The following is a 22,032-nucleotide window of genomic DNA, read 5'->3' on the forward strand; positions in this document are numbered from 1 at the left end:
CGGGGTCGTTCAGCCTGACCCCTCTACAAGGGGTGCAACGGATCAACAGGAGGACGTCATGTCCAACACCATCAAGATCACTTCGGCCATTGTCGCCCCGGTCATCGCTCTGGGTCTGATGGCGGCTCCGGCCTCGGCGCAGAGCTGGCGCGACCGCGATCATGACCGCGGCGAGCGCACCACCCGCAATGCGGTGGTTGGCGCGGTGGTCGGCGGCATCGCCGGCGCCCTGGTCGGCAACGGCGACGGCACCTACATCGCCGGCGGCGCGCTGGCGGGCGGCGCCCTGGGCGCCCTCAGCGCCAACGACCGGGATCGTCGCTACGACAACCGCTATGACCGTCGCTACAGCAACGGCTACAACTACCGGTACGACAACCGCTACAACGCCGGCTACGACCGCCGCTACTATGACCGCAACGACCGTCGCGATTACCGCCGCGACCGCGACTATCGCTACGACCGCCGCTGGTAAGCGGATTGCAGTCTGAAAGACCCGAGGGCGTCGCCGAAAGGCGGCGCCCTTTCTTTTTCCGTCAGCCCATCAGCCGCGTCAGCAGGGCGGCCGTGGACGGATCGAGATCGGCCGACGGACCGCCCGCCTCCACGTCCTTCAGGATCGCCTTGGCCAGCACCTTGCCCAGTTCGACCCCCCACTGGTCGAAGCTGTTGATGTCCCAGATCACGCCTTCCACAAAGGTCTTGTGCTCATAGAGCGCCAGCAGCGCGCCGAGCGTGCAGGGCGTAAGGCGATCCATGACGATGGCGGTGGACGGCCGGTTGCCGGGAAAGGCGCGGTGAGGGGCCAGCCGCTCCGCCTCCGCCACGTCCATCCCGCCCGCCAGCATCTCGGCGCGCGCGGCCTCGGCCGTCTTCCCCAGCATCAGCGCCTGCATCTGCGCCAGCGCATTGGACCACAGCGGGCTTTCGGGCCTCTGGGCGTGGGTGCTCTTCACCACCACGAACTCGGCCGGGACCACCTGCGGCCCCTGATGGATCTGCTGGAAAAAGGCGTGCTGGCCGTTGGTGCCTGGCTCTCCGAACACCACGGGACAGGTCTGGCGCCCGACTTCCGAGCCGTCACGGCGCACCCGCTTGCCATTCGACTCCATCTCCAGCTGCTGCAGGAAGGACGGCAGGCGACGCAGGGCGTGGGCGTAGGGCGCGACCGTCCGCGCCGGCCGGTCCAGCCCATCGACATTGAACACCTGGGCCAGGGCCAGCAGCACCGGCGCGTTCCGCTCCAGCGGCGCTTCGACGAAATGCTCGTCCATGTCGCGGGCGCCCGCCAGCATGTCCTCGAACTCGTCCGGTCCCAGGGCCACCGCGCACGACAGGCTGACCGCCGACCACAGCGAATAGCGACCCCCGACCCAGTCCCGGAAGGCAAAGGTCCGCCCGCAGCCGAACGCTTCCGCCTTGTCCGGCGCGGCCGTGACGCCGATGAAATGGTTGCTCATGCCCTCTGTGGGCAGGGCGGCCTGCAGCCACGCCTTGGCGGCCTCGGCGTTGGCCAGGGTCTCCTGCGTCGTAAAGGTCTTGGACACCACCACCACCAGAGTGGTCGCCGGGTTCAGCCCGGTCAGGGCCTCGGCCATGTCGCGCGGATCGATGTTGGCGACAAAGCGCAGGTCGATCGTGGGCTCCAGCGGGCGCAGCGCATCCCACACCACGCGCGGCCCCAGGTCCGATCCGCCGATGCCGACATGGACGATGGCGGCGAACCGCTCGCCGGTAGCGCCGCGAAGCTCGCCCGAACGCACCGCATCGGCATAGGCGCGGATGTCGGCGCGGACCTGGTCCACCTCGGCCGACACCGGCTCGCCCAGCGCGTGGAAGTCGGCGCCCGCATCGGCGCGCAGGGCGGGGTGCAGCACCGCCCGGCCTTCGGTCAGGTTGACGGCCTCGCCCGCGAACAGCGCGGCGCGGCGGCCCTCGACATCGGCGGCGCGCGCCAGATCGAGGCAGGCGTCGAACGCCTCGCGCGTCCAGCTCTGCTTCGACAGGTCCAGATGCAGCCCGGCGGCGTCCAGCGTCATCCGCGACATCCGCTCGGGGTCGGCCGCGAACTGATCGACGATGCGAGCCGAGGCGGAAGCGCGCGCGGCGGCGTCAAGGACGCTCCAGGCTTCGTCGAGCGTCTTGGTCATCTGCGGTCTCCGGCGCGGCTGTATGGTCAAGGCCTCGTTTACGGTTGAGGCGTAATCGGGTTCTAACGCGAAAAGGAACAATCGCCATGTCCTGCGGCCTCGCCCTCGCCATCGCCCTGATGACCTCCGACCCGGCCGTGGCGCTCGCCGCCGCGCAGCCGGAAACCCAGGCCGGCGCGCCCGTCTCCGTCGCGGGCGAGCCGATGTTCGCCGACATCATCGCCCGGTCCAAGCGGCTGAAGGCCCAGGTCGACGGCTGGACCGCGTCGGGCGCCGCCAACGCGCCCGGCTTCTTCGCCGGCGTCGACTATACGGGCTTCAAGAGCGAGGCCGAGCGCCTGGCCGCCCTGGACATGCAGGGCCACCTGATCCTGAAGGAGCGGGGCACGGACGGCGACCTGAAGTGCATCCTGCGCGGCATCTCCGAGGACATGCCCAAGAAGATCGCGGCTGTGGAGGCCGCCCGTTCGGACGGCGGCCGCGCCACGGCCCTGTCGGAACTGTCCTACCTCCTGAACGACAACGTCGAAGTCATCACCGCCCCGCCCGCGCCGCCGGTGTAGGACGCGGCGGCCCTCGCGCGCCCTTCAACGCATCCACGACCGACCCCTCCGTCAGCAGCTGCGGCAGCACGCGCGGCTCCCCGCCCCCGCCGGGGTACAGCAGGTACAGCGGCACGCCCGAGCGGCCGCGCGCCTCCAGTTCACGGGTGATGGCGTCGTCGCGGCGGGTCCAGTCGGCGACCAGATAGACGCCGTTCGCCGCCTCCAGAGCCTGTGAGACCTCGCGCGAGGACAGGGCCGCGCGCTCGTTGATCTTGCAGGTGACGCACCAGTCGGCGGTGAAGTTGACCAGCACCGGCCGGCCCGAGCCTTGCGCCTCCCGCACCGCCTGCGGCGACCAGGGCTGGGCATGCAGGGGACCTGAGGGGGAAACCGCGGGCGGACGCGCCTGCGATGCGGCGACGCCCGCAAGGCCGACGCCAAGCGCCAGCGCGGCGACGGCCGCGACGCCTGCGCCGATCGTGCGACGGCCTTGTGCGCGGCGCGTCTGCAACCGGCCGGACAGCCACAGGCCCCCGGCGACGGCGAGGCTCCCGGCCAGCAGCAGGATCAGCGCGGGCTGCCCTGACTGGCGGGCGAACACCCACAGCAGCCAGGCCGCGGCGGCGTACATCGGCAGGGCCAGAACTTGCTTCAGCCGTTCCATCCACGGACCGGGGCGCGGCAGCCGCTTCAACAGGCCGGGAGAGAGACTGACCAGCAGATACGGCAGGCCCAGCCCCAGCCCCAGCGCCAGAAACACCGCCAGCGCCGCCGGCCACGGCATGACCAGGGCCGCGCCGAGGGCCGCGGCCATGAAGGGGGCGGTGCAGGGAGCGGCCACCACCACCGCCAGGGCGCCCGTCAGAAAGGCGCCGCCCGCGTGATGGCCGCTCCAGCGGCCGGCGCCCAGCGCCTGCAATCCTGCGCCCATGTGAAAGACGCCCGACAGGTTCAGCGCCACCGCCAGCATCAGCAGCGACAGGCCCGCCACCACCGCCGGCGACTGCAGCTGAAAGCCCCAGCCGATCGCCGCGCCGCCGGCGCGCAGCGCCAGAAGCAGGCCGGCGAGCAGCAGAAAGGTCAGGAGCACGCCCGCCACAAAGGCCAGCCCGTCGCGGCGGGCGCGGCGCGGGTCATGCGCCGCCGCCGACAACGCCGCCGCCTTCATCGCCAGCACCGGAAACACGCAGGGCATCAGGTTCAGGACCAGTCCGCCGAGCAAGGCGAGACCCAGCGCCTGCAGGACCGCGATCCCGCCGCCGTTCGTCGGCTCGCCCGCGTCGTCGGACCAGGGTCGGAGCGTCGCACCGCCGGATGCGCCGGGAAGCGCCGGGCCGGCCTCGGCGGTGATTTCCCAGGCGCCGCGATCGGTGGCCAGAACGCCCGACAGCGGCGCATCGCCCGCCCGCCTCGGCGTCAGCGTCAGGGTCACGCCGTCCGGCCCCGCTTGTCCGCTCTGGGGCGCGGCGTGGTCGATGGCGTCGCCGTCGTAGGGAAAGAACCAGGCCTGGCGAATGGCCTCGCCGGCCAGGGCGCCTCCGGTCGCCGACAGGATCAGGCGCTCGCCGTCACGGGTGGCGCGGGCGGCGATGGCGGCCGGGCGCGGCGCGGCCTCGACGGCCTGCTGGATCGCGGCGCCCCAGGGGCGGGTCAGGGGAGCGGCGCCGTCGCGCACCGGCAGGGCGAGGTTGAGCGTCAGCGGCTCGGGCACGCACATGCGGTCGCTGCACACCAGAAACAGCGCCTCGACCGACAGGTCCAGGGTCGATCCGACGCGGGCGGACGCCGGTACGCTCAGCGTCACCGGCAGAAAGACCTCGCCCGAATAGCCGTAGTTGACCAGGCTCATCAGTCGCTGGCGCGTCGGCAGGGGCCACAGGATGGGTCCGGCTTCAACGCCCGGCGGCAAGCGCCATTCAAGCGTCGTGGCCCCGCCCGAGTCGCCCGGATTGCGCCAATAGGTGTGCCAGCCCTCGGCGATGCTCTGGCGCACCGCCACCACCACGGTCGAACCGGGCGCGGCCCAGGCGCTCATCGGGACCAGTTCGGCCTCGATCCGCTCGGTGCGGACCGGCTGGGCGCGGGCGTCCGATCCGAAGCCGAGGATCGCGGTCAGCAGGCCGAGAAGAAGACAGGCAAGGCGCAAGGGGCGGACCGCTGGGGCGAAGGGGAGGCCTCAGTCTAGAGGTCCGGGTCCACCTGCGCCACTGCGCGGGTCAGCGCGGTCGGGCGTCGATCACGATCTCGGTGCGGCGGCGCAGCGGCTCGCTGGTCCCGTCCTGCTTGGTCGCGCCCTGATCGCCCGCCGCCTCCACGTCAAAGGCCGGCGTAGGCAGACCGGCCTCGGCCAGGGCGCCCGCCACCATACGCGCGCGCTGCGCCGACAGGCTCAGGTTGGCGTCGGCGCCGCCGGTCGCATCCGCCAGCCCCAGCACCCGCACCATCTCGATCCGGCACGGCTGCATCCGCTCGCCCGCCAGCCTTATCGCCTCCGCCGCATCGGGCGTCAGCCGCGCCTGGCCTTCGGCGAAATAGACGTCGAACCGATGCGCCGCGCACTGCGGCGTCTCCGCCACCAGCGCCTCGCGCGTCTCAGGCTGCGTCGCGCACCCCGCCGCCAGCATCCCGCCGACCACCATCAACCGTTTCATCGAAAGCCCCTCTCGCCAGCAGCCCCTGGCATGAAAAGGGCGGCCCGTCGCCAGACGAGCCGCCCCGAAACCCTTTTGCGTCGTCAAACGACGCATCGGTCAGCGATCAGTAGCGGCGCTGGCCGTTGTCCCAGTAGCATTCGCTCTGGCGGTTATCGTAGCAATAGTAGTACCGGCCGCCGGAGTCGCGGTAACGCTGCTGGTTGGCGCGGTCCTGCGAGGAGCCGCGGATGGCGCCCGCCGTGCCGCCGATGGCCGCGCCGATGGCCGCGCCGCGGGCGGTGTTGCCGCTGCCGTTTCCGAGCAGGCCGCCGACGACCGCGCCGGCTGCCGCGCCGATGGCGCCCTGGCGAACCGTTTCATTGGTGCCGTAGCTGTTGCCGCCGTAAGGGTCGCTGGCGCAAGCCGAGGCCAGAAGGCCGGCTCCGGCGATCGCGATGATGGCCTTTTTCATGGTGTGATCCTCTGCTCTTCCTGTTCGCCCCGAGCCACAAACGCCGCAGCCATGCGCCGGTTCCGCGATAAGGCGAAGCTTCTTTCGCGAGGCCGGAACGCCTGAACGACAAGGCGCGTTCGACGGCCATGGACACGCAAATCGCCGACACGCCGGACGCCGCCAAGGGGCCGGCGCCCTCTTCCTTGAAGGCGCTCAGCCCGCATGCGCCTATGAAGCGCGTGGTGATGCTGGTGAACCCGCTGTCCGGCAGCGTGGGTCCGCGCGCGGCCGCCGAGGCCGAGGCCATCCTGAAGGAATACGACATCGAGGCGGAGGTGGTGACGCTGGAGGGCGGACAGTTCGACGCCCAGATCGACGCCGCGTTCGCCAGAAAGCCGGATGTTCTGCTGGTGCTGGCCGGCGACGGCACGGCCCGCTCGGTCGCTTCCAAGGCCAAGCCGGACGGGCCGCTGATCGCGCCCCTGCCGGGCGGCACCATGAACATGCTGCCCAAGGCGCTTTACGGCACTGCCGACTGGAAGCAGGCGCTGACCCGCGCGCTGGAGGAGGGCGAACCGCGGCCGGTGTCCGGCGGCGAGGTGCAGGGCGAGTATTTCTATTGCGCGGCCATCCTCGGCTCGCCCGCTCTGTGGGCGCCCGCGCGCGAGGCGATCCGCACCGGCAAGATTCGATTGGCGTGGCAGTATGGCAGGCGCGCCTTGAAGCGCGCCTTCTCGGGTCGGCTGCGCTACAGCCTGGACGGGGCGGAGCGGCGGCGCAGCGAGGCGCTGGTGCTGATCAGCCCGATGATCTCGCGCGCGATGGACGAGGCGATGGGGCTGGAAGCGGCGGCCATGGACCCGACCGATGCGGCCGAGGCCTTTCGCCTGGCCGCCAGCGCGGTGTTCAGCGATTGGCGCCAGGACCCGTCCGTATCGACCCAACCGGCGCGGCGCATCGAGGTGCATGCCCGCTCGCGCATCCCCGCCGTAATCGACGGCGAGCCCATGCTGCTGAAGCCGGATGCGGTGGTGCGCTTCACGCCCAAGGCGTTTCGGGCGCTGGCGCCCCGTCCGGCGGCGGCGGAGGATTCGGTCTGATGGGACGCGTGCTGCAGTTCTCGGACGTCCACTTCGGATGCGAGCACAAGAAGGCGGTGGCCGCTGCGCTGGAATACGCCCATGCGACGCCCAGCGACCTGGTGCTGATCACCGGCGACATTACCCAGAAGGGCTATCCCGCCGAGTTCAAGGCCGCGGGCGAATGGATGCGGGCCATGCCCGAGCCGCGCTTCGTCATCGTCGGCAACCATGACGTGCCCTATTGGGACGCGGTCGCGCGGGTGTTTCACCCGTGGCGCGCGTTCGAGACGGCGACCGGCTTTCCCGCCCATGACGGCCAGTTCTGCAACGAGACCGTGATGGTGCGCGGCGTGGTCACCGCGCGCGGTTGGCAGGCGCGGCCGAACTGGTCCAAGGGCGTGATCGACCTGGACCAGACCCGGCGCGCGGCCGAGGCGCTGCGCCAGGCGCCGATCGGGGCGTTGCGCATCCTGGCCTGCCACCACCCGCTGATCGAGATGGTGGGCACGCCCATGACCGGCGACGTCAAGCGCGGCGACAAGGCGGCGCTCATCTTCGCCGAGGCCGGGGTGGACCTGATCATGTCGGGCCATGTGCATGTGCCCTTCGCCCTGCCGATCGACCTGGCGGACCGCTGCTCCTACGCCATCGGCTGCGGGACGCTGTCGCATCGGGAGCGGGGCTCGCCGCCCGGCTTCAACCAGGTGGATTGGGACGCCAAGACCATCACCATAACGGCCATGGCCTGGGACGGCGCGCGTTACAGCTCGCACCAGACGTGGCGGCTGCCGCGCCGGCAGGACACCCGCAAGGCCGCCACGGCGCCGAGCCCGGTGCAGCCTGGCGAACTGGAGAAGGCGGCGACCTGAGCGCGAAGGTTGCTCCGCGCTGCGGGGTGCAGAAGGCCAGGCATGAGAAAAGGGCCGGATCGTGCGATCCGGCCCTTTTCCCTGTCTGGTGTTTCCTGTCGTCGCTAGAGCCGCGGCGTGCCGCGTCCGCGAAGTCCGCCCGCGACCAGGGCGATCACGAACAGGATGATGGCGATCACGGCGATGAACTTGGCGATCTCGAACGAGAAGTTGGCGATGCCGCCGAAGCCGAGAACAGCCGCAATCAACGCCACGACCAGGAAAATAATAGCCCAACGCATCATGACTGGGGTCCTTCCTGAGAGTTGATACTCGACGGCTTCGGGAGTGTCCTTGGCCTGTCGAGAAACAAACGTCGCCGTGACTTGCGCGTTCCGGGGCGAAGGCGAGATTCGACTCGGCTCAGCGCCGCCGACGATAGCCGCGCCGCTCCATCTTCCGTTCGGTCACGAAGCTAGCCACGATGGCGGCGAGCGCCGGGTTGCGCAGCAGCAGGAACAGGGCGCCGAGACCGCCGACCGCGCCGATCATCGGGCGGTCCTTAATCAGATGCAGCGCCTTGGCCGCCAGGCCTTCCGGCTCCTCATCCTCGTCGTGGTGATCGCCGGCGTCCTTTTTCAGGAAGACCACGGCCACGACCGCCGCCAGCGCCGCGAAGACGGCGAACGTCAGCGCCGAGGCGCCGGCGGGCGGCAGGACCAGGAACAGCAGATGATAAACGGTGATCCCCAGAAAGATCACGGCGACAAGCGCGGCGGCGGCGACGACCGCCCCCGCCACCACCTTGTTGATGAGGCCCTTCAGCATCAGCGACGACGACCCGACAGCAGCAGGCCGATCACCACGCCGACGCCCAGCGCGATGGCGGTGGACTGGACCGGGCGCTCCTGCACCCGCTCGGTGATGTAGCGCTGGGCCTCGTCGACGCGTTCTGCGGCGTCGTCATAGTACTCGCGACCGCGCACCCGGGCGGTGTCGTAGTAGCCGCGCGCCTGCTGGCGCACTTCATCGGATTTCTCGGCCAGCTTGGCCTGGGCCTGGGCGGCCTTGTCCTTCAGGCGCTGGGTCTCTTCGCGGGCGCCGGTCTTCAGATCCTCCTTGAGGGTCTTGATGTCCGCCTTGATGTCGTCTTTCGCCTGGGTGGCCATGATGCGCGCTCCGTCTAAGCTTGGCTGTAAATAGGGAACCCCGCTTGCCAACGCCAGCAAGGCGCCGCGGTTCCATGGACGTCCTTCACGCGTCGCCCTCGTCAGGCGCGCTGACGCGCGATAAACGTCTTTCATGACCGACTGGCTGTTTCCGCCCCGCCCGCAACCGTCCCTGCCCATTGAGGGAGAGGACCGGCGCTTTCCCGTGCGCCGCATCCTGTGCGTGGGGCAGAACTACGCCGCCCATGCGCGCGAGATGGGATCGAAGCTGGAGGGGCATGTTCCTTTCTTCTTTTCCAAGCCCGCCGACGCCCTGGTCTCCGATGGAGCCGATCCGGCCTATCCGCAGGCCACGGCCAACCTGCACCACGAGATCGAACTGGTGGCGGCGATCGGCGAGGGCGGGCGCATCGTCGGCTGGGCCGTGGGCGTAGACCTCACGCGTCGCGACCTCCAGGCCGAGGCCAAGGCGGCGGGACGGCCCTGGGACGCCGCCAAGGGCTTTGATCAGTCGGCGCCCTGCGGCGCGCTCCGACTGGGCGACCTGCCGGACGCCGATGCAGCCATTACGCTGAGCGTCAACGGCGAGACGCGCCAGTCGGGTCGCCTTGGCGACATGATCCTGGATCCCGAGGCGGTGCTGGAGGCCGCAGGCGCATTGTGGGCGCTGCAGCCCGGCGATCTGATCTTCACCGGAACGCCTGAAGGCGTGGGACCGTTGATCCGGGGTGATCGCGTCGAGGCCGAGATCACGGGGCTGCCGAGCCTTGGTTTCTCCGTGGTCTGACCGGGTAGGGCCGCGTTCATTAACCGCGTGGGGTAAGACTCTCTCAAGGTCTTACTGAGGGTCCCTTAAGCTTTCGGGTCCAGCATGTGCGGGTGACGAACTCCCCCGCCCGCTCCGACAAGGCTCCTCCGATCGACCGCCTGGCGATCGCCGTGGTGACCGAGCCCGAGCGCGTGCGCGGGGCGGCGATTTCGGCGCCGCCGGGCGCCCGCGAGGACGCCATGCGCTTTCTGTTGCAGACGGCGGCCGATGCGGGCGTTCGCATGGTGGCGACCAAGCCAGGCGGCGACGCCGAGCGCCTGCTGGGCCAGGCCTGGCCGTTTCCTTCTCCGTTCGGGGTGACGGTGCGCACGGTGGGTCTGGCCGAAGGCGCGGACCGGATCGAGGCGCGGGCGCGACGCTCGCTGGAACGACTGGGCCTGCCGCGCGGCGACGTTCTGCTGGTGTCCAGCGCCGCCGACCTTCTGGGCGCCGAAGGGCGCGCGCTCTGGAGCCGGCTTGAAGGATTGAAGGCCAGGGGCCTGTTTCGTCGTCTCGGCTTTTGCGCCTCGGCCGAAGAGGCGGCGGACGGTCTGGCGCGCCGTCTGGGCGCGGACGTGGTGCAGGTCGGCTGCAATTTGCTGGACCAACGGGCGGCGCGCAGCGGCCTGCTGGACCGGATCGCCCTGACTGGGGCGGAGGTTCATCTGTCGTCGGTATTCGCGCGCGGCCTCTTGTTCGCGGGCGGCGAGGATCTGCCCGCGCACCTGGCCGATCAGGCGCAGGGCCTGTCGCGCATGCGGCGGCGGCTGGCGGAGGGACGTTGCGACCCGATGCAGGCGGCCCTGGCCTACGCCTTTTCGCTGCCGGCGGTGGACAAGGTCATCGCCAGCGTCAGCTCGGCCGCCGAACTGCGGGCGGTGATCGCCGCGGCCCACGCGCCCTGTCCGAACCTGGACTGGTCGTCGCTGGCGCTGGACGCGCCGGCCGCGATCGCGACCGACGCGCCCCGCTTCCGGATCAGTAGCGCAGCCTGATCCCGACGTAGCCGGACAGGCCCGGCTCGCCGTAGTCCAGAACCTGCTGGTAGTGTTCGTCGAAGAGGTTCTCAACCCGCGCCGTCAGCGTCACCTGTTCGCTCAGCGCATAGGCCGCGTTCAGGTTGGCGACGACGAAGCCGTCGCGCGTGGCCCGGGCAAAGGTCGCGTTGTCGACATCCTCCTGATCGCCTTCGGCCCGAACCGTCAGGGCGCCCGACAGGCGCAGGCCCGTCCAGCCCAGTGTGGCGGAGCCGGCGTGCTCGGCCACGCGCTGCAGGCGAAGGCCGGTGGTGCGATCCTCCGCGTCCGTCCAGGCGTAGGCCAGCGTCAGGTCGAACCCGCCGCCCAGGAGGGCGCGGCCTTCCAGCTCGACCCCGTCCGTGCGCGTCTCCGCGATGTTGATGTAGCGCCCGCCGACATAGCTGATCTGATCCTCGACGTTCAGTCGATAGAGGGTCGCGCGACCGTCCAGCCGCCCGTCCGCAGAGGCCCAGCCGAGGGCGATTTCGCCGCCATCCGCCTGTTCGGGGTTCAGCTGCGCGACCGGCGGCGTGAAGCAGAAGTCGCACACCGCCTGGCTGATGCTGGGCGCCTTGAAGCCCGTGCCGTAAGCCCCCGAGACAAGAAAGCCGCCGTCCAGCCGGTAGGCCGCCGAGACCCGGCCGGTGGTTTCCGAGCCGAAATCGTCGGTGTCGTCGTAGCGCAGGGCGCCCGACAGGTTCAGCCGCTCCGAGGCGTCCCAGCCGCCGGTGACGAACACCGAGGTGGTCGCCAGGTCGTCCGCCTCGCCCGACGACAACTCGCCGGAGGTTTCCTCACGCTCCGCACCAAAGGCGTAGGTCAGGCCGAGGTCGGATCGGGCGCCGTCCGCCTGCCAGCGATAGAGCTGCCGGTCCCCCTGAAAGGTGGAGCCGAAGCCGCCGCTGTCGGAGGTGCGGTCGACGTCCGAGCCCGAGATGCTGAACTGGTGCGACAGGCCGAGCGCGTTCAGGCGCAGGCGACCAAAGCCGGACCACTGTTCCGACTGCTGAGTGTCGAAGGTGTCGGCGAGATCGAAGCTGGGGGCGGGAAAGCCGTCGGTCTCGGCGTCGCCACGCGACCAGCGCACCGAGCCGTCCACCGACGCCGCCGGAGACAGGGCGTAGCGACCCCGAACGCCGATGGTGGTGCTCTCGAAGCCGTCGTCCTCTGGATTGCCGTCCGCCTCGTCCGCCGCCGAGATGCCGTCGGTGTCCAAGCGCGACACATAGGCGCCGAAGGCGTACTGCTCCGTCGTCATGCCCGCGGACAGGCGGCCGCGCAGCGTGTCGTAGCTGCCTGCCTCGGCCTCGGCGCGCAGGCCGTCGATCTCGCGCGTGGTGAAGGCGATCACCCCGCCGATGGCGTCCGACCCCCACAGCGAAGACTGGGGACCGCTCAGCACCTCGATCCGCTGGATGTCGCCCAGCTCGAAGCCGGAGAAGTCGAACGCGCCGTTGGGCTCTGTCGGATCGTTGACCGGCACGCCGTCGACGAGGACCAGGGTCTTGCCGGGCGTGGCGCCCCGCATCCGCACCTGGGCCAGGCCGCCGAAGGCGCCGGTGCGCGTGACCGACAGACCCGGCACGTCGGCCAGGATGTCGGCGGCGAAGATGGCCCCGCGCTGCTGAATGGCGCGCTCGTCGATCACGCGCGCGCCGGGCGTTTCGGCGACAATCGCCTCGACGCGGGTGGCGGTGACCACGACCTCTTCGAGTTGTTCGTTGGTCTGAGCCCAGACAGGCGTCGAGAGCACGGCGACGGACAGCGCCGCCGAGGAGAGAAGGATGGATCGCTTCATTGAGCAGACTCCGTTCGGTCGCCTCCGCGAATGCGCGCGAGGAGGCGGAACAAGCGAGCCGATCCGCCGGGCCCTTGGGCTCGGACGGCGCAAGATCGGGTCGCTTCGACGGAACTCATCGGTCCCCGCGCCTCTGTCTGGTCCCGGACAGCGGACGAGCGACGTCGGCGGCCAGGTCTCCTGGCTTGCGGGTCATGAGCCGCCGTCCTCGCCTTCCCAGACCGGGGTCCAGTGGCGCCGGGATCGCTCCCGGTTTGGACGACGGCCTCGCCGCCTACAGTTGCGGGCACAGCCGCGGTGTCTGACCGCGTTCCCTTAACCGCCGGGCGCGGCTATCGCAGGCGTCGGCGCCCGGTGCAACGGAGGGCGGATGGCGCTTGAGACGACGGGCGCGATCCGTCACCCTGCGGCCACATGAACGCGCCTGTCTCCCACCCGCCGAAACTGGAGGTCGATCCCGCCCTGCTGGAGGGCGCCACGCCCTTCATGGCCCAGTATCTGACGGCCAAGGCGGGACAGCCGGACGCCATCCTGTTCTTCCGCATGGGCGACTTCTACGAGCTGTTCTTCCGCGACGCGGAGGTGGCGGCGGGGGCGCTGGGGATCACCCTGACGCGGCGCGGCAAGCACCAGGGCGAGGACATCCCCATGGCCGGGGTGCCGGTGCACGCCATGGAAGGCTATCTCGCCCGGCTGATCCGGCTGGGGCACAAGGTCGCCATCTGCGAACAGCTGGAAGATCCGGCCGAGGCCAGGAAGCGCGGCTCAAAGGCGGTGGTGCGGCGCGACATCGTGCGGGTGGTGACGCCCGGCACCCTGACCGAAGACAGCCTGCTCGATGCGCGCGGGGCCAACCGGCTGGCGGCGGCGGCGATCCGCCGGGGCCGTGCGGCCGTGGCCGTGGTCGAGCTGTCGTCCGGCGCGGTGGACAGCGTGGCCTGCGGGCTGGAGGACCTGGGCGCGGTGCTGGCGGCGTTCCGGCCGTCGGAGGTGCTGGTCACCGATCGCCTGTATGGCGACGAGGCGGCCAAGGGCGCGCTGGACGGCTCGGGTGGAGTGGTTCAGGCGCTGGCCCATGCGCTGGCCGAGCCGCAAGCCGCGCGGGCTCGGGTCGAGCGGCTGTACGGTGTCGGTTCGCTGGACGGCTATGGCGCCTTCGAGGAGGCGGAGGTCTCGGCGCTCGGGTTGATCGCCGCCTATCTGGAAACCACGCAGGCGGGCAAGGTCCCGGCCCTGTCGCCGCCGCGCCGCATGGGCGAGGCCGGCTTCCTGGCCATCGATCCGGCGACGCGCGCCAGCCTTGAGATCGACCGCACCCAGCGCGGCGAACGCGAAGGCAGCTTGCTTCACTGCATCGACCGCACGGTGACCTCGGGCGGCGCCCGGGCTCTGGCCGAGCGGATCAGCCGGCCGTTGCGCGATGTGCGCGCCATCAACGCTCAGCTGGACGCGGTGGAGTGGCTGAAAGACCGGCGCGACCTGCGGCGGACGCTGCGCGAAACGCTGAAGGCGTCATCCGACGTGGCGCGGGCGACGGCGCGCCTGGCGCTGGGGCGGGGCGGCCCGCGCGACCTGGCCGCGATCCGCTCGGGCCTGAAGACGGCGGAGATCACGGGCGGGCTGTTCGTCGGCGCCTTTGATCCGCTGACGGCCGCGCCCGAGCGCATTGCCGCGGTGCTGGAGCGGCTGGCGCCGAGCCCGGAACTGGCTGGCCTGCGGGCTCAGCTGACCGAAGGGCTGGTGGACGAGCCGCCGCACCTGGCGCGCGACGGCGGCTATGTGCAGCCCGGCTTCCGGCCCGAGCTGGACGAGGCGCGGCGCCTGCGCGACGACAGCCGTCGGGTGGTGGCCGAGCTGGAGGCGCGCGCCTGCGCCGACAGCGGGATCGCCTTCAAGATCAAGCACAATGCGGTGCTGGGCTACTTCCTGGAAACGTCGGCTAAGGCGGCGGAAGGGCTGCTGAGGGCCGGCCCCGACAGCCCCTTCATCCACCGCCAGACCCTGGCCAGCCAGGTGCGCTTCACCACCGTTGAGCTGTCCGAGCTGGACGCCCGCATCAGCCAGGCCGGCCACCGAGCCCTGGCGATCGAGGCCGAGACCTTCGAGAGCTGGCGGCGCGACGTCGCGCGGCTGGCGCAATCGCTGCAGGCGACGGCCGAGGCTCTGGCCGAGCTGGACGCCCATGCGGCGCTGGCGGAATGGGCGGAAGAGATCGGCGGCGTGCGGCCGGTGGTCGACGACAGCCTGTGCTTCACCGTGGATGCGGGCCGCCACCCGGTGGTCGAGGCGGCGGTCAAGCGCGAGGGTCTGCCCTATACGCCCAACAACGCTCGCCTGGACGGTTCGGGCGAGGGCTGCGCCCGGCTGGCCATCGTCACCGGGCCGAACATGGCGGGCAAGTCGACGTTTCTGCGCCAGAACGCGCTGTTGGTGATCCTGGCTCAGGCGGGGGCCTTCGTGCCGGCCCGAGCGATGCGGCTGGGGGCCGTGGACCGGCTGTTCAGCCGCGTCGGCGGGGGCGACGACCTGGCGCGCGGGCGCTCCACCTTCATGACCGAGATGGTCGAGACCGCCGCCATTCTGGTGCAGGCGACCGAGCGGAGCTTTGTGGTGCTGGACGAGATCGGGCGCGGCACCGCCACCTACGACGGCCTGGCCATCGCCTGGGCGACGGCCGAGGCTCTGCACGGGACCAATCGCGCGCGCACCCTGTTCGCCACCCACTACCACGAGCTGGCGCAGCTGGAGACGCGGCTGGACCACGTCTGCAACCTGTCGATGAAGGCGCGGGAATGGAACGGCGAGCTGGTGTTCCTGCACGAGGCGGCGCCCGGCGCGGCCGACCGCTCCTATGGCGTGCAGGTGGCCCGGCTGGCCGGGGTGCCGCCCCCCGTGGTGGAGCGGGCGCGCGAGGTGCTCGGGCGGCTCGAAGGCGAAAAGGCCGCGGTCGCCCGCCTCGACGACCTGCCGCTGTTCGCCGTCATGGAGCCGCCGGCGCCCCCGCTGCCTTCGGCTCTGAATGAGGCCGTCAGGGCGCTGGACCCCGACTCGCTCAGTCCGCGCGAGGCGCTGGAGGCGCTGTATCGGCTGCGGAGCTTAGCGCACTAAGGACTAATACGTAATCACGGGGTTTGTTAACCGCCTTGGCGGAGGGTGCGGCCGCCTGACCGAATAGGACCCTGCTCCGATGCTTCGAAGCCTTTCGCTGGCGACCAAGACCGCGCTGATGGTCGTGGCCGCCTTGACCCTGCTGACGCTGGCCCTGCTGGCGGTCGCGGCCGTGCTGCTGACACGCGACGCGGAGGCGCAGGCGCGCGATCGGCAGGAGGCCAATATGCGCGTGGCCTGGCAGGTGCTGAACCAGCACGGTGGAAACTACAGCCTGAAGAACGGCGCACTGTTGGCTGGCGATCAACCGCTGAACGGCCACTTCGAGCCGGTGGACCGGATCAAGACCCTGGTCGGCGGGGTGGCTACGGTCTTCATGGGCGACGAGCGCATCTCCACAAACGTCACCAAGGAAGACGGATCGCGCGCGGTCGGCACCCGCTTGAAGGCCGGACCGGTTCATGACGCGGTGCTGCGCGACGGCCGATCCTATCGCGGCGAGGCCGAAGTGCTGGAGACGCCGTATTTCGTCGCCTATGACCCGATCAAGGACGCGTCCGGCAAGGTTGTCGGCGTTCTGTTCGTCGGCATTCCGCAATCCGACTACATGGCCTCGGTGAACGCGGTCCTGACCGCCTTCATCGTGGTGGGGCTGCTGGCTGCGGCCATGACGGCTGGGGCCTGCCTGTGGGCGTCGCGGCGGATGTTCGCGCCGTTGGGCGCGTTGTGCGAACGGCTGGAAGCCCTGCAAAGGGGCCGCACGGATGTGGAGGCGCCCTGGGCCTCGCGCGGTGACGACATCGGCCAGATCAGCCGCGCCGTGCTGGCCTTCCGCGACGCCGCCATCCGCAACGCCCGAAGCGAGGCGGAGGCGGAGCGAATGCGCGAAACCGCCCGCGCCGGCCGGATCGCCAGCGAGGCCGAGCAGGCCCGCATCGCCGAGGAAGACGCCGCGGTGGTCGCGGCGTTGGGACGCGGCCTTTCCGCACTGGCCGAGGGCGACCTGACGCACCGCATCCTAGCCGACTTCGCCCCGCGCAGCCGTCAGCTGAAGGACGACTACAACGCCGCCGTCGTCGCCATGGGCGAAACGGTGGCCGAGATCGCCGCGCTGGGCGAGGCCATGCGGTCCGGCACGGCGGAGGTCTCGAGCGCCACCGGCGACCTGTCGCGCCGCACCGAGCGCCAGGCGGCCGCGCTGGAAGAAACCGCCGCCGCCCTGGACGAGATCACCGCCACCGTGCGCCGGACCGCCGAGGGCGCCCAGGCGGCCGCCGCCATCACCACTGCAGCGCGGGACGGCGCAGACGATAGACAAAGGATCATCGCCGACACCGCCGCCGCCATGGCCGGGATCGAGGCCGCCTCTTCGCGGATCAACGAGATCATCGGCGTCATCAACGAAATCGCCTTTCAGACGAACCTGCTGGCGCTGAACGCGGGCGTGGAGGCGGCGCGGGCGGGCGACGCGGGCAGGGGCTTCGCCGTGGTCGCCTCCGAGGTTCGGGCTCTGGCCCAGCGTTCGGCGGACGCGGCCAAGGAAATCCGCACCCTGATCGGCGAATCCGGCGCCAGCATCGAGGAGGGCGCGCGCCTGGCGGCCCTGGCCGGCGCCGCCCTGGCGACGCTGAACGATCATGTGGGCGAGATCGACGTGCTGGCGGCCGACATCGCCGCCTCGGCGCGCGAACAGGCGATGGGCCTGGGCGAGGTCAACACCGCCGTCGGCCAGATGGACCAGACCACCCAGCAGAACGCCGCGATGGTCGAGCAGACAACGGCCGCCAATCAGTCGCTGAGCCTGGAGGCTGAACGTCTGGCCAGCCTGCTGGGCCGCTTCCGCCTGGAGGCCGCGCCGGCGTTCGCCCGGGCGGCCTGAGGACGATCAGACCCGCTGAAGGCGCGCGACGTGGCGGCGCCGTCCGCCTATGTTCGGATCAATGACGGCTTTGACCCTGAATCTCGACCAGCGCCTTGCGGCGGCTGCGCGTGCGCCTGACGTGCGCGCGGCGACGGCGGGGGTATTGCGGGAGGCTTACGGCGCCGGTCGTGCGCGGGCCGAGCGGCGGCTGGAGGCTGGAGGCGAGGGACGGGTCGTGGCGCGTCTTTATGCCGGGGCGGCGGACGAGATGCTGCAAGCCTTGTGGACACAGGCGACGCAGGTGCTCTGGCCGGTGTCGGCGGTGGAGGCCGAGCGGCTGTCGCTGCTGGCGGTGGGCGGCTATGGGCGCGGGGTGCTGGCCCCGTTTTCGGACCTGGACCTGCTGTTTGTGCGCTCGGGACGGGCGACGCCCAGGGCCGAACAGGTGATCGGCCATGTACTGCATGTGCTGTGGGATCTAGGGCTCAAGGTCGGCTCGGCCTTTCGTTCCATCGACGAGGCGCTGTCTCTGGCAAAAGCCGACATGACGATCCGCACGACGTTGCTGGAGGCGCGGCCGCTGGCTGGGGACGCGGGTTTGTCCGACCTGCTGATCGCACGGTTTCAGGACATGGCGAACCGGGCCGATCCCCGGCCGTTCATCGCCGCCAAGCTGGAGGAGCGCGCGGCCCGCCACGAAAAGGCGGGCGCCGTCCGCTACAAGGTCGAGCCGAACGTCAAGGACGGCAAGGGCGGCTTGCGCGACCTCAACGCCCTGTTCTGGATCGCGCGGGCGCTCGCGCCCGAAAGCCGGCTGGGCGCCGCCGTGATGGACCCGCTGCTGACGGCGCGGGAGCGGCGCACTTTTGACGAGGCGTTCGACTTTCTGTGGCGGGTGCGCAGCCACCTGCACCTGATCGCCGGCCGCGCGGAAGAGAAGCTGACCTTTGACATGCAGCCGGAGGTGGCGCGGCGCATGGGCTGGCGCGGGCGGGGCGACGAACCGGCGGTGGAGCGGTTCATGCGACGCTATTTCCTGGTGGCGCGCGATGTGGGCGCCCTGACCCGCGCCCTGTCGGCCAAGCTTGAGGCGCGCCAGCACAAGCAGCCGCAGGGACTGTCGCGACTGGCCGCATCGCTGTTGCCGTCACGGCAGAAACGGATCGATGCGCCGGGGTTCTCCGTCTCGGGCGGGCGGCTGACGGTGAACGGACCCGAGGTGTTCGCGAACGATCCGGTGCAACTGCTGACCCTGTTCGTCCTGGCCGATCGGCACGACCTCGACCTGCATCCCGACGCCTTTTCGGCGGTGACGCGGTCCCTGTCGCGGGTGACGCCCCGGCTGAGGCGAGACCCGCGCGCGGCCAGCGCCTTTCTGGACATTCTGGCGCATGGACAGCGGCCTTATCGCGCGCTGACGGTGATGAACGAGACCGGGCTTCTGGGTCGCTTTCTGCCGGAATGGGGGCGGATCGTCGGCCAGACGCAGTTCAACATGTATCACGCCTATACGGTGGACGAGCACACGCTGCAGGCCATCGGCATCATCAACGACATCGCGCGCGGCAAGCTGAAGACCGACCATCCGGTGGCGTCGGAGATCGTGCACCTGATCGCGGACATGGAAGCCCTGATGCTGGCCATGCTGCTGCACGACGTCGGCAAGGGCGGCGAGCGGGGGCAGCTGGAGGACGGCGCCATCGCCGCGCGGCGGGCCTGCGAGCGACTGGGCGTCGATCCGCGCCGGATCGAGCTGGTGGTGTGGTTGGTCCGCAATCACCTGGCGCTGTCGGACTATGCGCAGAAGCGAGACCTCGGCGATCCGCAGACGGTGCGCGACTTCGCCCAACTGGTCGGCGATCCCGAGCGGCTGCGGCTCCTGCTGATCCTGACCGTGGCCGACATCAGGGCTGTCGGGCCGGGCGTGTGGAACGGTTGGAAGGGCCAGTTGATGCGCACCCTCTACAACCAGGTCAGCGCCCTGTTCCGGGGCGAGGACATGCGGCGGCCCGATCCGGTCAGCGAACACCCGGCGCTGGTCGAGCGGGCGAGAGCAGCGGGCGCAGCGGCGGAGGCCGCGCCGGTCGCGCCGGTGCAGGGGCTGACGGTGCAGGCGACCGAGCTGCGCGTCGCCGCCCAGGACCGGCCCGGTCTGTTCGCCGATCTGGCCCAGACCATCGCCGCCGCCGGCGCCGACATCACCGACGCGCGGGTGGCGACCACGGATCAGGGCCTGGTGCTGGACGTGTTCCGCATCCAGGACGGAGCATGCGCGCCCTATGGCCAGGCGGAGCCGCGCCGGCTGTCGCGATTGGTCGAGGCGGTGGAGCGGGCGGCGCGGGCCGAAGGCCGCATCGCGCGCGCGCCGGAATCCGCGCCCAGTGCCCGACGCGCGGTGTTCGAGGTCCGTCCCGTGGTGATGGTGGATCATCACGCCAGCGATGCGGCCACTGTGGTCGAGGTGTCCGGCGCCGACCGGCCGGGCCTGCTGGCGGCCCTGTCGCGAACCATCACCGAGCGTGGCCTGTCGATCCGCTCGGCCCATGTGGCCAGCTTCGGCGAGCGGGCGGTGGACAGCTTCTATCTGGTCGATGCGCGCGGGCGGAAGATCACCGACGAGGCGATCCTGGCCGAGCTGCGCGACGCCCTGCATGCGGTGCTGGAGCCGCCGCGCGCCCAGCCGCCCGGCCGCCAGGTGGTCGCCGCCCGCGCCAGCGCCCGCGACGTCTCCGACCTCGGCCGTCGCAGTCCGCGCGCCAAGCCCGTTTCGCCCGGCGAACAGGCGCGCTAAGCGAAGAACCGACGGCGCCCCGCCGCGCCCCAGGACCCTATTCCCGCGTGAAGCCTTCCGACCCCTTCGAACCGGCCGCTCCGGTCAACCAGGCCGTCGCCAACGGCGAGCCGGTGGTGCAGCCGCCCGCCGCCTCGACCACGACGGACAAGGTCGGCGGCGTCATGCGGTCGTCGGCCATCTTCTCGGGTCTGACGCTGGTCAGCCGGCTGGCGGGCTTCGCGCGCGACGTGGTGATCTCGGCGGCGCTGGGCGCCTCGTCCAGCCCGGCGGCGGACGCCTACAATACGGCGCTGAGCTTCCCCAACCTGTTTCGCCGCATCTTCGCCGAAGGGGCGTTCGCCGCCGCCTTTGTGCCGGCCTACGCCAAGACGCTGAAGACCGAGGGCGACATCGAAGCCGACCGGGTGGCCACCGATGCGTTGGCGGCGGTGGCGGCGGTGACGGTGGCGCTGACGATCGCCGCCCAACTGGCCATGCCGTGGCTAATGACGATCATCAACGTCGGCTTTCTGGACGATCCGGCGCGGTTCAAGCTGGCGGTGATCCTGACGCAGATCACCATGCCCTATCTGCCGTGCATGGCGGTGGCGGCGCTGCTCAGCGGGGTGCTGAACGCACGCGGGCGGTTCATCGTCTCGGGCGCCTATCCGATCCTGCTGAACCTGATCATGCTGGCCGTGGTGATCCCGGCGCGGGGCGGCCAGGTCGAGGCGGCGACGGCGGCGTCCTGGGGCGTGCTGGTCGCGGGCGTGGCGCAGGCCGGCCTGTGCTGGTGGGGGGCGCGCAAGGCGGGGGCGAACATCCGCCTGGCCCTGCCGCGTCTGACGCCGGCGGTGAAGGCCATCGTCATCACCGCCATTCCCGCCGCCATCGGCAACAGCGCGACCCAGATCAACGTCTTCATCTCGGGCAATCTTTCCAGCTTCGTGCCCGGCGGACGGACCTGGCTGGCCACGGCGGACCGGCTGTATCAGCTGCCGCTGGGATTGGTGGGGGTCGCCATCGGCATCGCCCTGCTGCCTCGGCTGTCGGCGGCGGTGGCGTCAAAGGATCACGCGCAGCAGCAGGCCTCGATGGACGAGGCGCTGTGCCTGTCCATGGCCCTGACCCTGCCGGCGGCGGCGGCGCTGATGGCCATGCCTTATTTCCTGATCGACGCCCTGTTCACGCGCGGGGCGTTCCTGCAGGTGGATGCGGTGAACACCGCCCAGGCCCTGCTGCATTTCGGCTGGGGCGTGCCGGCCTTTGTGCTGATCCGCATTCTGGCGCCGGCCTTCTTCGCACGCGGCGACACCAAGACCCCGATGACCTTCGCCCTGGTGTCGGTGGCGGTGAATGCGGCCCTGGCGATCGGCCTCTTCAACCTGGGCATGGGCATAGCCGGGATCGCGGCGGCGGTGTCGGCGGCGGCGTGGAGCAATGCGCTGCTCCTGGCCTCGACCCTGTGGCGGCGCGGGGACTATCGGCCGAGCCCGGCCGCGGTTTCGCGCTTCTCGCGCATCGCCCTGGCCAGCGCGGGGCTGGCGGCGGTCGTGGGCCTGGCGTCCTGGGCGCGGCCGTGGATCGAGGCGCCGGTGGCGAGCCTTTTGAACGCCGTGCAGATGTCTGTCGGCGCCAAGGAAGTGTCCCTGCTGCTGGTCACGGCGGCCGGCGGCCTCGCCTATGTGGCGCTGGCGTTCGCAACGCGGGCGGTGACGGTGCGGGAGGTGAAGGGGCTGCTGCGGCGCGGCGGGCGCTGATCCGCTTGCTCTAAAGCCTCGCGT

18 protein-coding genes and 1 riboswitch are annotated in these 22,032 nt (G+C 70.8%); of the genes, 10 read left to right on the plus strand and 8 right to left on the minus strand.

Translation table 11 applies throughout. From position 1 onward, the window contains the following. Positions 1 to 58: 58 nt before the first annotated feature. Entirely contained in the window at positions 59 to 475 is a 417-nt protein-coding gene (locus KY493_RS13250; RefSeq protein ID WP_219896789.1) for a hypothetical protein, read from the plus strand. A 61-nt stretch (positions 476 to 536) separates the two neighbouring features. Here KY493_RS13250 and pgi read toward each other — a convergent pair whose 3' ends face one another. Continuing rightward, entirely contained in the window at positions 537 to 2,150 is a 1,614-nt protein-coding gene (gene pgi / locus KY493_RS13255; RefSeq protein ID WP_219896790.1) for a glucose-6-phosphate isomerase, read from the minus strand. Positions 2,151 to 2,236: 86 nt separating this feature from the next. On the opposite strand from pgi, the gene KY493_RS13260 reads away from it, so the two are divergent. Next, on the plus strand, positions 2,237 to 2,713 hold the full coding sequence (locus tag KY493_RS13260) for a hypothetical protein (RefSeq protein ID WP_219896791.1): 477 nt from the start codon (positions 2,237 to 2,239) through the stop codon (positions 2,711 to 2,713). Here the strand turns inward: KY493_RS13260 and KY493_RS13265 are convergent. The 3 genes from KY493_RS13265 to KY493_RS13275 all read right to left on the minus strand — a co-directional run bounded on the left by KY493_RS13265 (position 2,685) and on the right by KY493_RS13275 (position 5,800). Then, positions 2,685 to 4,841 (minus strand): protein-disulfide reductase DsbD family protein, encoded by a 2,157-nt coding sequence (locus KY493_RS13265; protein ID WP_370627333.1) that lies wholly within the window; start codon positions 4,839 to 4,841, stop codon positions 2,685 to 2,687. The two genes, KY493_RS13260 and KY493_RS13265, sit on opposite strands and share 29 nt — an antisense overlap. Positions 4,842 to 4,911: 70 nt before the next feature. Beyond that, positions 4,912 to 5,346, minus strand: a complete 435-nt coding sequence (locus KY493_RS13270; RefSeq protein ID WP_219896792.1) for an OmpA family protein — start codon at positions 5,344 to 5,346, stop codon at positions 4,912 to 4,914. A gap of 106 nt (positions 5,347 to 5,452) precedes the next feature. After that, entirely contained in the window at positions 5,453 to 5,800 is a 348-nt protein-coding gene (locus KY493_RS13275) for a YMGG-like glycine zipper-containing protein (protein WP_219896793.1), read from the minus strand. Between the two features lie 128 nt (positions 5,801 to 5,928). On the opposite strand from KY493_RS13275, the gene KY493_RS13280 reads away from it, so the two are divergent. Together KY493_RS13280 and KY493_RS13285 are read left to right on the plus strand one after the other, a co-directional pair. Next, positions 5,929 to 6,882 (plus strand): diacylglycerol kinase family protein, encoded by a 954-nt coding sequence (locus KY493_RS13280; RefSeq protein ID WP_219896794.1) that lies wholly within the window; start codon positions 5,929 to 5,931, stop codon positions 6,880 to 6,882. Next, positions 6,882 to 7,733, plus strand: a complete 852-nt coding sequence (locus tag KY493_RS13285; protein WP_219896795.1) for a metallophosphoesterase — start codon at positions 6,882 to 6,884, stop codon at positions 7,731 to 7,733. The genes KY493_RS13280 and KY493_RS13285 overlap by 1 nt, the downstream gene beginning before the upstream one ends. Before the next feature lie 104 nt (positions 7,734 to 7,837). Here KY493_RS13285 and KY493_RS13290 read toward each other — a convergent pair whose 3' ends face one another. From KY493_RS13290 to KY493_RS13300, 3 genes are all read right to left on the minus strand, one after another. Next, positions 7,838 to 8,017 carry a DUF1328 domain-containing protein gene (locus KY493_RS13290; protein WP_219896796.1) on the minus strand — a complete coding sequence of 60 codons (180 nt, stop codon included), beginning with the start codon at positions 8,015 to 8,017 and terminating at the stop codon, positions 7,838 to 7,840. Between the two features lie 118 nt (positions 8,018 to 8,135). Next, complete coding sequence (locus tag KY493_RS13295; protein ID WP_219896797.1) at positions 8,136 to 8,540, minus strand: hypothetical protein; 405 nt, start codon at positions 8,538 to 8,540, stop codon at positions 8,136 to 8,138. Then, complete coding sequence (locus KY493_RS13300) at positions 8,540 to 8,881, minus strand: YqjD family protein (protein WP_219896798.1); 342 nt, start codon at positions 8,879 to 8,881, stop codon at positions 8,540 to 8,542. The genes KY493_RS13295 and KY493_RS13300 overlap by 1 nt, the downstream gene beginning before the upstream one ends. Positions 8,882 to 9,014: 133 nt before the next feature. Between KY493_RS13300 and KY493_RS13305 the strand changes: the two genes are divergently transcribed. Together KY493_RS13305 and KY493_RS13310 are read left to right on the plus strand one after the other, a co-directional pair. Then, the gene (locus KY493_RS13305) at positions 9,015 to 9,668 is read left to right on the plus strand and encodes a fumarylacetoacetate hydrolase family protein (RefSeq protein ID WP_219896799.1); all 654 of its coding nucleotides are present in this window, start codon (positions 9,015 to 9,017) and stop codon (positions 9,666 to 9,668) included. Positions 9,669 to 9,760: 92 nt separating this feature from the next. Further along, a complete protein-coding gene (locus KY493_RS13310) occupies positions 9,761 to 10,684 on the plus strand; it encodes an aldo/keto reductase (RefSeq protein ID WP_219896800.1) in 924 nt (307 codons plus the stop codon). Here the strand turns inward: KY493_RS13310 and KY493_RS13315 are convergent. Further along, positions 10,668 to 12,506, minus strand: a complete 1,839-nt coding sequence (locus KY493_RS13315; RefSeq protein WP_219896801.1) for a TonB-dependent siderophore receptor — start codon at positions 12,504 to 12,506, stop codon at positions 10,668 to 10,670. The two genes, KY493_RS13310 and KY493_RS13315, sit on opposite strands and share 17 nt — an antisense overlap. Before the next feature lie 173 nt (positions 12,507 to 12,679). After that, a riboswitch (cobalamin riboswitch) is annotated at positions 12,680 to 12,823 on the minus strand. 97 nt (positions 12,824 to 12,920) lie between these two features. Between KY493_RS13315 and mutS the strand changes: the two genes are divergently transcribed. The 4 genes from mutS (at position 12,921) to murJ (ending at position 22,008) form a co-directional block, all read left to right on the plus strand. Further along, a complete protein-coding gene (mutS, locus tag KY493_RS13320; RefSeq protein ID WP_219896802.1) occupies positions 12,921 to 15,614 on the plus strand; it encodes a DNA mismatch repair protein MutS in 2,694 nt (897 codons plus the stop codon). A gap of 79 nt (positions 15,615 to 15,693) precedes the next feature. After that, on the plus strand, positions 15,694 to 17,493 hold the full coding sequence (locus KY493_RS13325; protein WP_219896803.1) for a methyl-accepting chemotaxis protein: 1,800 nt from the start codon (positions 15,694 to 15,696) through the stop codon (positions 17,491 to 17,493). Positions 17,494 to 17,554: 61 nt separating this feature from the next. Further along, complete coding sequence (glnD, locus tag KY493_RS13330) at positions 17,555 to 20,266, plus strand: [protein-PII] uridylyltransferase (protein WP_219896804.1); 2,712 nt, start codon at positions 17,555 to 17,557, stop codon at positions 20,264 to 20,266. Between the two features lie 164 nt (positions 20,267 to 20,430). Beyond that, complete coding sequence (gene murJ, locus KY493_RS13335; protein WP_219898579.1) at positions 20,431 to 22,008, plus strand: murein biosynthesis integral membrane protein MurJ; 1,578 nt, start codon at positions 20,431 to 20,433, stop codon at positions 22,006 to 22,008. Positions 22,009 to 22,032 lie beyond the last annotated feature (24 nt).

Source organism: Brevundimonas sp. PAMC22021, from assembly GCF_019443405.1.
In the GTDB taxonomy this organism is placed as follows: Bacteria; Pseudomonadota; Alphaproteobacteria; order Caulobacterales; family Caulobacteraceae; genus Brevundimonas.

Bases quoted from the DNA above. Each gene is read 5' to 3' on its own strand.
- KY493_RS13260 (WP_219896791.1), top strand. From the start codon at position 2,237: ATGTCCTGCGGCCTCGCCCTCGCCATCGCCCTGATGACCTCCGACCCG.
- KY493_RS13270 (WP_219896792.1), bottom strand. From the start codon at position 5,346: ATGAAACGGTTGATGGTGGTCGGCGGGATGCTGGCGGCGGGGTGCGCG.
- glnD (WP_219896804.1), top strand. From the start codon at position 17,555: ATGACGGCTTTGACCCTGAATCTCGACCAGCGCCTTGCGGCGGCTGCG.
- KY493_RS13280 (WP_219896794.1), top strand. From the start codon at position 5,929: ATGGACACGCAAATCGCCGACACGCCGGACGCCGCCAAGGGGCCGGCG.
- KY493_RS13305 (WP_219896799.1), top strand. From the start codon at position 9,015: ATGACCGACTGGCTGTTTCCGCCCCGCCCGCAACCGTCCCTGCCCATT.
- KY493_RS13275 (WP_219896793.1), bottom strand. From the start codon at position 5,800: ATGAAAAAGGCCATCATCGCGATCGCCGGAGCCGGCCTTCTGGCCTCG.
- murJ (WP_219898579.1), top strand. From the start codon at position 20,431: ATGCGGTCGTCGGCCATCTTCTCGGGTCTGACGCTGGTCAGCCGGCTG.
- KY493_RS13315 (WP_219896801.1), bottom strand. From the start codon at position 12,506: ATGAAGCGATCCATCCTTCTCTCCTCGGCGGCGCTGTCCGTCGCCGTG.
- KY493_RS13300 (WP_219896798.1), bottom strand. From the start codon at position 8,881: ATGGCCACCCAGGCGAAAGACGACATCAAGGCGGACATCAAGACCCTC.
- KY493_RS13325 (WP_219896803.1), top strand. From the start codon at position 15,694: ATGCTTCGAAGCCTTTCGCTGGCGACCAAGACCGCGCTGATGGTCGTG.
- KY493_RS13285 (WP_219896795.1), top strand. From the start codon at position 6,882: ATGGGACGCGTGCTGCAGTTCTCGGACGTCCACTTCGGATGCGAGCAC.
- KY493_RS13250 (WP_219896789.1), top strand. From the start codon at position 59: ATGTCCAACACCATCAAGATCACTTCGGCCATTGTCGCCCCGGTCATC.
- KY493_RS13290 (WP_219896796.1), bottom strand. From the start codon at position 8,017: ATGATGCGTTGGGCTATTATTTTCCTGGTCGTGGCGTTGATTGCGGCT.
- pgi (WP_219896790.1), bottom strand. From the start codon at position 2,150: ATGACCAAGACGCTCGACGAAGCCTGGAGCGTCCTTGACGCCGCCGCG.
- mutS (WP_219896802.1), top strand. From the start codon at position 12,921: ATGAACGCGCCTGTCTCCCACCCGCCGAAACTGGAGGTCGATCCCGCC.
- KY493_RS13295 (WP_219896797.1), bottom strand. From the start codon at position 8,540: ATGCTGAAGGGCCTCATCAACAAGGTGGTGGCGGGGGCGGTCGTCGCC.